This is a genomic window from Calothrix sp. PCC 6303 (assembly GCF_000317435.1).
GTDB lineage: Bacteria > Cyanobacteriota > Cyanobacteriia > Cyanobacteriales > Nostocaceae > PCC-6303.
Genome location: NC_019751.1, coordinates 6,687,934 through 6,700,453 on the forward strand (window position 1 = coordinate 6,687,934; position 12,520 = coordinate 6,700,453).

A 12,520-nucleotide genomic window follows, 5' to 3' on the forward strand; every position below is an offset into this window, starting at 1 on the left:
GTCAATTTTATTTTGACGGTTATATACACATCCACAATCCCGTATAGACGTAGCGGTGATACGTCTCTACAACCGTAATTTTTATCTTGACAGACTACTATTCAGGTTAACTGCTAAAAATGAGACAATTCATGATACAAACAAATTTGCTGAAATATCTATTGCTCAATTTAGGTGTGAGTCTAATTCAAATTTCCTATGTCTAAATCACTTACCTCATTTTCGGTATTGGGTTTACCAGTGCATATCATCCCCAATTACCCCAATTGGTTGCTGGAACGCTTGAAACGAAATATTGGCACCCATGTAGTAACTCTCAATGCGGAAATGACGATGCAAGCGGAGCAAAATCAAACTCTGGCTAGAATTATCCAGGATGCAGAATTAGTGATTCCTGATGGTGCTGGGGTCGTTTTGTATTTACGCTTACTACTGAAACAACCAGTAAAACGTACTCCAGGAATTGAACTGGCAGAATCATTATTATTTGCAGCGGCAAAGATACCAGATAGTGCCAAGATTTTCTTATATGGTGGAGCGCCGGAAGTTGCGGAAAAAACTGCTGAATATTGGCGCGAACAAGCACCTAGTATCAATATTGTCGGGACTTATTCTGGTTATCACTCGGAGGCAGAAGCCGAAAAATTAGCTCAAACTCTATCACAACTTCAACCAGAAGTTATTTTAGTTGGTTTAGGTGTACCTCGACAAGAACTTTGGATTGCTCAAAATCGTCACCTATGTCCCAATGCAATTTGGGTTGGTGTTGGTGGTAGTTTTGATGTTTGGTCAGGAATCAAAAATCGTGCCCCAGCTTGGTTGGGAGATAATAATTTAGAATGGCTCTACCGCTTATATCAAGAGCCTTGGCGGTGGCGAAGAATGCTTGCATTGCCCAAGTTTGCCATCAAGGCAGCAGTTTATGCAACAACTAATAAAAACGCTGTTGTTCAATAGACATCTGGTGGAAAATAACGTAGAGATGCGTAGCTTAGGGACTTCCAATTTAAAAAATCCTCATGTGGTGTGGGCTTCTAGCCTGCATAAAACAGGCTAGAAGCCTGTTCCACCAATGCATCTATTGGGGAATTATTTTGTTGGAAGTCCCTTACTACTTGCATAAGCCACTATGTCGTAAGACAACATGCTACGCTACGTGTCTACCCGTAGGCTAATTTCGCAGATCTACAAAGTTTATGGGTAAAGCATCATTAAAACAAGTCGCAATACTCGCAAAGCGAGTAGCAAACTACGCCATTAGGTTTTGGTACGGGGATTTAGACCCCCCAATATTGTTAAACCCCAAAGTTGATTAATTTCTAAAGATGTCTATTGTGCTGGGATAAAAAGAAAAAAGACGTAGCATTGCTACGTCTGATAAAGTTAAGTTAATTATTCTTTATCATCGAATGTTTACTTCAGTTAAGAACTCGTTCCCTAGTTGAAAATCTTGTAGTTTTGTTGATGAACTACTGCGAATAAAAGATTCATCGCCATTTTCATCTGGTTCTGTTGCTTTAGCGATGGATGATGATTTCAATTTGCTACCTTCGGCAACAATCCGTTGTTTCTGATTATATTCGATTAATTTGGCTTGCGCGATCGCATAAACGCTTGTTTCCTGAGGAATCTGTTCTAGATATTTGACTGCATCGTCAAAGTTTCGATTTTCGGCTTTGTTGAATGCTTTCTGTAGTAGGTAGGCAGCCCGAATCTGGCGTTTTTGGGTATACTCCAGTAACTTTTGTCTGGCAACGTCTCCCTTTGAACTGTTTTGGGGGATTTGCTCAAGATAATTAATGGCGCTATTAAAATCTCTATCGGTTGCTTTGTCGTAAGCTTGACTAAGAAGATTTTGACTTTCAATATTAGTGTTGGCTTGTGCTCGATCAACTAGTTTATTTGTTTTTGACTGCCAATATAAAATATCAGGTATACGTGGAGCAATCCGTAATACATCAGACCAACGGTTGTCTTTTGCAGCTAGTTCTGCTTTTTGGTAGTTTTGAGCCGCCAATTGCCATTGTTTTTGCCATTCTTCAATGGTTACCTGGGCTTCTGGATAAACATTACTATCGGTAGGAATTGTTTTTGCTAGGGCTATAGCACCATCTAAATCCCCGGATTGGTAATTTTCAGTGGCTCGGTATAAAGTTTCAGTTTCCGAATAGGCAGGTGAGTTATTCACCAGAGAGTAGACACCAAATCCCAAAACTAAAGAATTTGCTGCTAGTCCAACTCTAACTCCAGTTAATAATGGTGATTGCTTCGGCTTCGCCAAAGTTTGACGGGGTGAATTTACGCCATTTATGACACTATACTTAGCATCAAGTACGGGGGATTCTTGAAATTCCAGAGGCATCTGTTTCAGCACCTGAATCACTTCTGAAACCGATTGAAAGCGTTCTTTGTGGTTATAACGAACTAAGCGACTAATGACAGCAGCCAAATAATCACCTACGGGAGTATAACGCGATCGCCAAAGTATTTCGTTGCTTTGTGGGTCAATTTTTAATTGCAATGGCATCAGCCCTGTTAAAGCCTGAATCGCAATCATCCCTAGTGCATATATGTCGCTGCTGGGTTGAGTTTGACCGATAAATTGCTCTGGAGGAATATATCCTAACGAGGTGACAGGAATTCGATATATGGGTAATGCGCTATCACTCATAAAATCAACTGGTTGAATCGAACCAAAATCGATCATCACCAGTTTCCCATCTGCTGCTCGCCGAATTAAATTTTCCGGCTTAACATCACAATGAATTACTCCTTGGGAATGAACAAATTCCAAAATACTCAAAGCATCAATGAGAAACTGAACTACTTCGCTTTCACTCCAACAACTGCTGAGTCCTTGATTTACAGGCAACTCGGCTGTTAGGGAATGTCCCTCAATAAAATCTTGAACTAAGTAAAAACGCTGTTCTTCCTCAAAACAAGTGATCAATTGGGGAATTTGGTCATGGTGTCCCAATTGCTTTAAAGTTTCAGTTTCCGTAAGAAAACGTAATCGCAGGGTTTCCAGATGACTCGGTTGCGAGTTTGTCACCTTAAGTTGTTTAACAACACACTTAGGGTTCTCTGGGTGGTTAATATCTACCGCGATATATGTCTGTCCGAATACCCCTGCACCCAGGCTTTGGACGATTTGGTAACGTCCTTGCAGTACTCTACCGATCATGTGGTGGATCATGAGTTGGTTATCTAATCACTCCTTATTCTAATATCCTGCCATTCTGGCTAAATTCCGGAATCCCTTACAAATTCGGGGAAAATTATTTTTTTTTATGATATCAATATAATTTTCTCCTGGTTTATACTGATATATTTAAACTAAATTTATCATTTTAGTTACACTGCCAGCAATGACGAATTTTAGTATGAAATGTTGCACCTGCTTATAAATACATAAATTGGCAGAATCTAATTAGGTGTGACAGTTATTGTTGCTGACATGCGAGTGTTAATACTGTGTAAAGTATTGCTGGTAATAATGTGAGCAAAAATCAGCAGCAAAAAAAATTACCAATTAACTATCACAAAGATGGAAAAAGTTGACCTGATTAGTAGTCTGTCAAGATAAAATTGACGGCTGTAGAGACGTAGCAATGCTACGTCTCTACCGAATTGTGGATTGGTACACAACCGTCAAAATAAAATTGACAGACTACTAGAGCAAAGTACGGATTATTCCGGCGTAGAGAGAATATTTACCTAAGGATTTTGTGTTGAAAAATTAGGTCTAATTCTCAAAATGAAGATTTAAAATATTGATTTAATGAATTTATAATCTTGATTCAGGAACCCGAATATTTGAGTATCATCAAGTTAAGTCAATGAGTGATAATGATCAATACAAACGCTGCATGAAAATCCAACTATTACTAACTTCCCTGTTTCCTCCCCTACAAACACGCCACTTATGGCTGAGTGTAGTTATGTGGTTGGCTTTACTTGCTCCTGCTCAAGCATCAGTTATTTTACGGATAGCCATTGAACGTGATGTAAATCAAGTAAAAGTGGGTAGTTCCACAGCAGCAATCATCAAGGATGGTACTGGTAAAACTTTGGGACAATTCCCGGCAATGAGCGCTTACTATGCTCAACCAATTCCAGGTGGTGGTGTTGCCCTAGATAAGTGGCGTTCCGGTTTATTTTGGATTGAACCGACAGGCAAAGGATTTGTTTATATCGGAGATAAATGGTATCGTGGTCGGACTTTGGTGGTACCTACAGCCAAAGGTTTGACAGCAGTTAATTGGGTTGATTTGGAAGAATATCTTTACAGTGTAATTGGCGGGGAAATGAATCCCAGATGGCCCCAAGAGGCTTTGCAAGCTCAAGCGATCGCAGCTCGTACCTATGCCCTATACGAACGTGAAAAACGTCGCAATGACCCCGTCTTTGATTTAGGCGATACCCCTGATAGATGGCAAATTTATAAGGGTGTAGTCAGCGAATCAACTCCCACCCTCAACGCTGTTGATAAAACTGCCGGACAAGTATTAACCTATAAAAATCGCCTGATTCTATCGGTATTCCACGCTTGTTCTGGGGGACATACCGAAAATGTTGAAGATGTGTGGGGTAGTAGGGAAGATTACCTACGGGCAGTTCCCGACTTTGATCAAAATATTCCCGAATGTACCTGGCAACGTACTTTCACTCCAGTGGAAATCAGTCAGCGTTTCCCAGAAGTTGGAAATGTCAAAAGTATGGAAGTGAAGGAAACTTCTAAGTTTGGCAGTGTCAAAACTTTGTTAATTACTGGTGATAAAGGCACAAAAACCCTCCGTGGGGAAGATGTGCGAACAGCGTTAAAGCTTAAAAGCACCCGTTTCACCGTGAAACCCACATCTGGAATCTTTTCGTTAGATGGGAAAGGTTACGGACACGCAATTGGGATGAGTCAATGGGGTGCTTATAATTTAGCCAAGCAACGGGCTAACCATCTGCAAATTTTGGCGTATTATTTCCGAGGAGTATCACTCTCGCCAATTAAAACAAAGTAATATCCTTTGTAGAGACGTTCCACCGGAACGTCTAACCTCTAAAGATCTAGGTTTAATCGAAAGAGCGATCGCGGTACCATAATATTGCCAAAAATTTCATGGAGATCATCGAACAATCTCAAGTAATTGGACTAATACCTGCTGGTGGACTGGCAAAACGCATTTCACCACTACCTTTAAGCAAAGAATTATATCCAATTGGATTTGATAATTTCAATTCTGCAAATTTAGAGAATTCCTCAGATAATTTGCGTCCCAAGGTTGTTTCTCACTACTTATTAGAGAGAATGCAGCTAGCAGGAATTGAAAAAGCTTATTTTATTCTCCGACAGGGAAAATGGGATATTCCAGCATATTTTGGTGATGGTGCAATGCTATCTATGAATTTGGGATACCTGATGTTAGGTTTGCCCTATGGAGTTCCATTTACACTAGATCAAGCTTATCCCTTTGTTCGCAATCATATAATTGCTTTGGGATTTCCAGATATCTTGTTTCAACCTCAAAATGCATTTACCCGAATTTTAGCAAGACAAAAAGCTCATAATGCGGATGTTGTGTTAGGTTTATTTCCTACCGAACAACCACAAAAAGCAGGTATGGTTGATTTTGATGTAGAGGGGAAAGTACTTTCAATTGTGGAGAAACCTCTCCAATCAAACTTACGCTACATGTGGGGAATTGCAGTCTGGAATCCCATATTTACAGAATTTTTGCACGAATATATTCATGAATTGAAAAGCCAGGGTGATTTATCTAACTTACCGGAGTTACCAATCGGTGATGTCATCCAAGCTGGGATTAAAGCAGGTTTACATGTGGAAGCAGAAACTTTTACAGATGGGAGTTATTTAGATATTGGCACACCCCACGATTTAATACGTGCAGTGAAGGAATTTTAGAGGATATTTGAAAGTCTCAGATGCAATACCCAAATATCAACAAATTTACAAACTTTACGCTGATATTAGCCGTTGCTTCGCTTCAGGAATAATAGAACAAGTTTGCCCCTATGTGCAATGCTGCTATATCCACCATTGAAACGTCGTCAATTAATCGCAAATCCCAAGCAAAATTAATCAAGCCATAAAACACAGAATCAATATTCTCTAGAAATCGGGTTTATTTCTCCAACAACAATAAACATTGTACTGTAAACAGAGGATGATACTAAAACTACCTCTAACGCAACACACAAAAAATGTAGAGACGCGATACATCGCGTCTCTCTATATTTATTAATCTACATTTATTGAAATATTGTCATAAAACCAGTAATGTTACATCCACAAATTAGGTTTGTTATCTTTGTCGTATTCCCATTTTATCGGATTGTTATTGATATATTTCCGAACATTATCTAAAGAAGAATCCGCACGAATGATATTTTCGTAAAATCGTGGTTGCCAACGAAAATTTTCGTACCCATTTTTTCCACACCATCGGGTAACGGAAGATTTGTAGGAATGAATAATAGTTTGTAATGAACCAGGTTTTAATCCACCAAATTGATTCGATTCGTCTGGTACGTTTCGAGAATGCACGATATTATCATTGTCCAGTTTATCGATGATGATAATTCCATGTACGTGATTCGGCATGATGACGAATGAATCAATATTCGTATGTTGAAAATGGTTAGGAATTTCTAACCAAAATTGTTCAGCAATTTTTCCTACATCTGATAATTGCATTGCAAATTCTTGAATGTTACCAAAAAAATGTCGTCGTTTATCAGTGCATATTGTGATGAAATATAATCCATTTGCTGCATAGTCTCGGCTTGGTAAACGTGTAGATTCAACCCGATATTTATTTCTATATAAAGTCATGTTGATTGAATAGATGCTGAATATCAACACGTTTATAACCTAATATTATTCGATTAACGGAAAATTAATATTTTGTTGCTATATATAAATTTCTGACAAAACCAAAAGCACAAATGTAGAGACGCGAAATTTCGCGTCTCTCTTTTATTAACCACCCATTTGAATTCATCGCGTCTTTATTATTTTACATACAAATTTTTATGCGATAATGCGCATCACTTTACCAACGTCAATAATAAAATAAAGAGAGACGCGATGTATCGCGTCTCTACACTGGGGGTTTTTAAAAACCGACTTTATTCTATTCCTTCAATCCTATTCTCAACTTCTTGATACAATTCACGCAACCTATCGAGATTTTCCTCGCTGGTTTCCCAATATCCACGTCCATTTGCTTCCAAAAGTGTTGTCACCATCTTTCTAAAGGAATTAGGATTTAGGTTTAACAACCTTTCCTGCATTTCCTTGTCTTCCATGAAGGTGGTATTAGCATCTTCATATATCCAGTTATCGACTGCACCTGCTGTCGCACTCCAACCAACTGTGTTAACCAAGCGCTTGGATAATTCCCGTACACCTTCGTAACCATGACTCAACATCCCTTCGTACCATTTGGGATTCAGTAATTTGGTACGGGAATCTAAACGGACGGTTTCCGACAAGGTGCGAACCTGGGCGTTAGCGGTGGTAGTATCTGCCATGTACGATGCTGGCATTTTCCCATCTTCACGCAGACTTGCTACTAACTTCGTGGGGTCAGAGTCGTAATAGTGGGATACGTCGGTGAGGGATATTTCGCTGGAATCGAGGTTTTGGAATGTGACTGAGGCAGTTTTTAGGGTTTTCTCGAAGATTTCCCGCGAGTTCTGCATGATACCAGGGTCATCCGCACTGAAAGCAAAGGATTTCCGCTTCAGATACATTTCCTGCAATTCGCCTTCGTTTTCCCAAGTGCTATTTTCTACCGCCAAGTTGATGTTACTGGAGTAGGAACCGGAAGCATTGGAGAATACACGGGTGGCTGCTTGACGTAGATTAATCCCCATTTCTTCAGCTTGGGCTAAAGCATGTTTGCGGACGAAGTTCATTTCCAAGGGTTCGTCTGCTTCTGCTGCCATTTTCACGCCTTGATCTAGTAGGTTCATTTGGTTGATGAACAAATCGCGGAAAACGCCGGAACAGTTAATTACTACGTCGATGCGAGGTCTTCCCAATTCAGAAAGTGGTATCAATTCCAACTTGTTGACTCTACCCAGGGCATCGGCAACTGGACGCACACCAATCATCCACATGATTTGTGCTAGGGATTCCCCGTAGGTTTTGATGTTATCTGTTCCCCACAGGACGCAGGCGATGGTTTCGGGATACTCGCCGTTGTTTTCGCTCATATTCCGCGCCAGGAGCCTGTCAACAACGATTTTCGCTGATTGAACTGCGGCTTGGGTGGGGATTGATTGGGGATCTAAAGCATGGATATTTTTACCTGTGGGCAATACATCTGGGTTACGGATGGGGTCGCCACCGGGACCAGGTAAAATGTATTCACCTTCTAAACCTTTGAGTAAACCTGCCAGTTCTTTGTCTGCACAAATTTGTTCGAGGCAGAATTCTAAATACTGGAATAGTTTCTTTAAAGGATCGGTATCAACGTTGGTGTAACCTGCTTTGTGCAGTGCTTCTACCCAAGGTTCTTTTTTACCCATGTTGAAGAAATTCAACTTGGAAATTAGGGAAACTCTGCCTTCAGCATCGGTTTGGGCTTGTACCAATGAGCCTACTGCTTCCCGAATTGTCAAGGTCATGTGTTGCAGCAATTCAACATCTTTGAGAATACCGCGATCGCTATTTTTATATATCTCTTCTAAATCGCGGTATAAGCTGTTGGCGATGATTCGCGGTAAACCCAAGATATCATCTTCTTCCCGATCTAAGCTGGCGATATTTACCAAGGTGGCAACCGCTTCTTCGGCTGTGGGTGGTTTGCCAATGATGTGTAAACCACATGGTAACAACCGGGATTCGATTTCCATCAGTTTGCGGTAAACGATACCGACGATATTATCCCGTTCTTCCTGGGACATATCTTTCGCGTCTGTTTCCGGCAAATTAATATCTTGATCAAGGTTCACTATCCGGGCTTGATCCATAATGGTGTTGACAATGGGGATACCACGTCCACCATCTTTCAGGGTTTGGTAGGAAGCAATTAACTCGCTGAGTTCCTTTAAACCTTTGTATAGTCCGGCGTTTTCCGCTGGGGGAGTGAGGTAGGAAATTGTTTCCGCATAACCCCGGCGCTTGGCAATTGTGGCTTCGCTGGGGTTATTAGCTGCGTAATAATACAGATTTGGAATGTTGCCAATTAAATTATCTGGGTAACAATCACCCGACATTCCCATCTGTTTACCTGGCATGAATTCCAAAGATCCATGGGTACCAAAGTGGAGAACTGCATCTGCACCCCAAACTTTTTCTAAGTAGGTGTAATATGCTGCGAAACCGTGGTGGGGACTGGCTGAACGGGAGAACAACAACCGCATGGGGTCGCCTTCATAACCAAATGTAGGCTGTACCCCAATAAACACATTACCAAAGTGCTTACCGTAGATGAGTAAGTTTTGCCCATCGCTGTTGAGGTGTCCTGGAGGTGCGCCCCAGTTTTCTTCCAAACGCTGGGAATATGGTGTTAATTCCTCATATTCGGGAACCGACATTCGATAAGCTACATTTAACTCTGGGCTGCTGTACTGTGCTTGTGCGTCGTGAATCACAGCTTCCATCAAAGCTTTTGAGTCTTCCGGCAAATCTTGGACATCGTAGCCGTTATCCCGTAAACCCTTGAGGGCTTCAAAGATAGAGCCAAATACATCCAAATATGCCGCAGTTCCCACATTTCCCTTATCGGGAGGGAAACTAAAAACAGTAATTGCCACCTTTTTATGTAGCTTGGGCTTGCGGCGGAGATTCGCCCATCTTAACGCCCGTTTCGCCACAACTTCCACTCGATCCTGAAGTGCGATCGCTTTTCCGGTTGCGCCGTCTCTTCCTGACATAATTATCGGTTCAATCGCCCCATCTAACTCAGGAATGGCGATTTGTAGCGCTACTTGAATTGGGTGCAAACCTAAATCGCTATCTAACCACTCTTCAGTAGTTTGGAATACCAAAGGTAATACCACCATATACGGACGATTCAACCGCTTTAACGAGTCAATCGCCTTTGGATGGTCTTGTCTAGCTGGTCCACCCACCAAAGCAAAACCTGTTAAAGATATTACCGCGTCTACTTGAGTTTGTTGCGTAGTTGGTTCGTAGAAGTAGGCATCAACAGGTTTAGAAAAGTCCAAACCACCAGCAAAAACCGGAAGTACCCTGGCACCTAGTGCTTCTAGTTCCTGCACCATCGCTACATAATGCGCGTCATCCCCTGTAACCAGGTGAGTCCGCTGCAATACTAAACCAACACAAGGGGCAAGGGGGTCTTTCAAATCTTCTGAAATATCCTTGCGACTACCATACCAATTCAAGTATTCCCGTACATCCTCGAACATGTTTGGTGCGAGGGGATGCCATATACCCATATCTGGGTAAGTAACAGGTTGTTCGTATTGTAGAGCACCTGCATTTCTCGCTTCGGCTTCAGGATTATCTTTAAAAACATATTTATCAGCCAGCATCAAAAGGAAATTTTCCAGGTTTTCTGGAGAACCACCCAACCAATACTGAAAACTCAGCATAAAGTTACGTGCATCCTGTGCTTTTTCCATCGGCAGATATTTCAAAACATTGGGAAGCGTCCGTAACAACTTCAACATCCCATCTTGGAAACCAGCGCCAGATTTTTCCTTGCGTTTCCGCATAAATTGGGCGATAACGCTTTTCGATTGTCCCAGCTGCGCTAAAGAAAAGCTACCCATTTTATTGAGTCGCATAACTTCCGGCATCGATGGAAATACTACCGCAACATCCAAACGTTCCCGAATGGGTGTCACAGCATCCACAACCTTCTGGGCTAAATCTTCAATGAAAATAAGTGATGCTATAAAAACATTGGCAGTCTCTAGATCCCGCTTAAACTCCGCGTAATTTTCCGCGTCACGGAGTTCCTCAATCAAGTACCCGCTAATCTCAATTGCCACATCGGGATTGTTAGCGTTAATCTCCCGAACAGCTTGTGACAAAGCACTTTGGTACTGGGACTCTAGCACGACATAGACCACCTTAATGAAGTTACGCCCATTGAGGTTGTCCGGCGCAATGTGCCTAATGGTGGACTTGACGTGAGTGAACATGCTTTCTCAACTCCTATTAGATGCTTGTTCTTGAAGTGGAACTCCAACAGGCATAAAACCGCAGTTTGGACTTCCTTAGAATTTTGGCAAAATAATTACTTATGAGTTTTTTTTATCAGAAATCCTTGCTCAGTGGCGATTTTATGGCTCATCTGACACAATTCGATATAAAAACTGATATATATTTTTACAAAAAGTTACCAATTATGGAAGTGTTTGCTTAAATATATGTAAATATTTCGTTACACAAGGATTATATAGCTTGTTAAGTATGTTTTGTTAAGTGTAAATATATTAGCCTTGTCAGGGGTTGGGTAATTTCGTGCTAGCGATCGCATTAGAGAACTGCACAAAAAAAGATGATCCAATATTGTGGAATAGGCATCTTGCCTGCTACTAATACAACAGCAGGCAAGATGCCTCCACCACAAGAAATTTTGGGATATTTTTTATTTGGAAGTCTCTTAGAGATATACCGTAAATTCTTTCTCAGGGGATGATTTTAGAGACGTTCTACCGAAACATCTCTATGAAAATACACGCTGCTGTATCACTCAGCTTGATTATTGGAAGCTTTAGCCTGCAATTGTTGAACTTGCTCAATAGTCAAACCAGTTACATCAACAATTACTTCAATGTCGATACCTTTATGAATCATTTTTATTGCTATTTCTTGAGCTTTTTGTTCAATTCCTTGTTCAATTCCTTGTTCAAGTCCTTTTGCTTGACCTTCTTGCAGAATATCTTGATAAATCACTGATTCCCGCATAATATCACTCCGCAGAATTTTTTTAATTAGGTCTTTATTTAATACTAGCCCAGCTAATACCGCTGTTGATGCAGCAACGTTACTTCGGATTTTAGTGTCTTGGATTGCTTCAATTATTTGGGCAACTTGTTCTAAAGTTTGGGTTTTGTCTTCGGTTTGACTCAAAGTTGCAAATGGGAGTAAACCGGGAAACTTGAGAAATACCTCGGTTGGTTGTTCCCAAAGTCGGATGACTTCAAATCGATGAAAGCTATTTTCCAGAACAAATTCTGTTTGATAAACTAAGTCAGAATCGCTGGGTTTGAGATAAATTACAACTTGACTTACTCGCTTATGGGGAAATCTTCGATACACCCGCAAGCGATAATCAATCATTCTAAAGGGAATCTCGGCTTTCGGTAAAGTTTGAAATTCCAGATGCAGAACAAGTTGATCCGATTGTAATAAAATTAAGGCATCCGCTCGGATAGGCTCGAGGGATAACTCTGATGGACTAAGTTCGGTGAGAGTGACTGGTTCACCCAGTAACCATGATGCAAAGTCTGCTGAAAATGACTCTGCGAGAAATTTGCAAACGTTATCAAACATAGGCAATTAATCAGTTGTCAGTTG

General features: G+C 40.9%; 7 protein-coding genes. 3 read left to right on the forward strand and 4 right to left on the reverse strand.

Features of this window, described 5'->3' with window-relative positions; all coding sequences use genetic code 11:
- Positions 1-198 precede the first annotated feature (198 nt).
- Entirely contained in the window at positions 199-957 is a 759-nt protein-coding gene (locus CAL6303_RS27195) for a WecB/TagA/CpsF family glycosyltransferase (protein ID WP_015201053.1), read from the forward strand.
- 445 nt (positions 958-1,402) lie between these two features.
- Here CAL6303_RS27195 and CAL6303_RS27200 read toward each other — a convergent pair whose 3' ends face one another.
- Positions 1,403-3,196 (reverse strand): serine/threonine-protein kinase, encoded by a 1,794-nt coding sequence (locus CAL6303_RS27200; RefSeq protein WP_041740027.1) that lies wholly within the window; start codon positions 3,194-3,196, stop codon positions 1,403-1,405.
- 643 nt (positions 3,197-3,839) lie between these two features.
- Here CAL6303_RS27200 and CAL6303_RS27205 point away from each other — a divergent pair.
- Both CAL6303_RS27205 and CAL6303_RS27210 read left to right on the forward strand, forming a co-directional pair.
- The gene (locus tag CAL6303_RS27205; RefSeq protein ID WP_015201055.1) at positions 3,840-5,015 is read left to right on the forward strand and encodes a SpoIID/LytB domain-containing protein; all 1,176 of its coding nucleotides are present in this window, start codon (positions 3,840-3,842) and stop codon (positions 5,013-5,015) included.
- A gap of 107 nt (positions 5,016-5,122) precedes the next feature.
- A complete protein-coding gene (locus tag CAL6303_RS27210; protein ID WP_041740972.1) occupies positions 5,123-5,917 on the forward strand; it encodes a nucleotidyltransferase family protein in 795 nt (264 codons plus the stop codon).
- A gap of 378 nt (positions 5,918-6,295) precedes the next feature.
- On the opposite strand, the gene CAL6303_RS27215 is transcribed toward CAL6303_RS27210, so the two are convergent.
- The 3 genes from CAL6303_RS27215 to CAL6303_RS27225 form a co-directional block, all read right to left on the reverse strand.
- Complete coding sequence (locus tag CAL6303_RS27215; protein ID WP_015201057.1) at positions 6,296-6,847, reverse strand: transposase; 552 nt, start codon at positions 6,845-6,847, stop codon at positions 6,296-6,298.
- A 296-nt stretch (positions 6,848-7,143) separates the two neighbouring features.
- The gene (locus tag CAL6303_RS27220; RefSeq protein WP_015201058.1) at positions 7,144-11,139 is read right to left on the reverse strand and encodes a magnesium chelatase subunit H; all 3,996 of its coding nucleotides are present in this window, start codon (positions 11,137-11,139) and stop codon (positions 7,144-7,146) included.
- Between the two features lie 550 nt (positions 11,140-11,689).
- On the reverse strand, positions 11,690-12,496 hold the full coding sequence (locus CAL6303_RS27225; protein WP_015201059.1) for an Rpn family recombination-promoting nuclease/putative transposase: 807 nt from the start codon (positions 12,494-12,496) through the stop codon (positions 11,690-11,692).
- Between the last annotated feature and the right edge of the window lie 24 nt (positions 12,497-12,520).

Bases quoted from the DNA above. Each gene is read 5' to 3' on its own strand.
- CAL6303_RS27195 (WP_015201053.1), top strand. From the start codon at position 199: ATGTCTAAATCACTTACCTCATTTTCGGTATTGGGTTTACCAGTGCAT.
- CAL6303_RS27200 (WP_041740027.1), bottom strand. From the start codon at position 3,196: ATGATCCACCACATGATCGGTAGAGTACTGCAAGGACGTTACCAAATC.
- CAL6303_RS27205 (WP_015201055.1), top strand. From the start codon at position 3,840: ATGAGTGATAATGATCAATACAAACGCTGCATGAAAATCCAACTATTA.
- CAL6303_RS27215 (WP_015201057.1), bottom strand. From the start codon at position 6,847: ATGACTTTATATAGAAATAAATATCGGGTTGAATCTACACGTTTACCA.
- CAL6303_RS27220 (WP_015201058.1), bottom strand. From the start codon at position 11,139: ATGTTCACTCACGTCAAGTCCACCATTAGGCACATTGCGCCGGACAAC.
- CAL6303_RS27225 (WP_015201059.1), bottom strand. From the start codon at position 12,496: ATGTTTGATAACGTTTGCAAATTTCTCGCAGAGTCATTTTCAGCAGAC.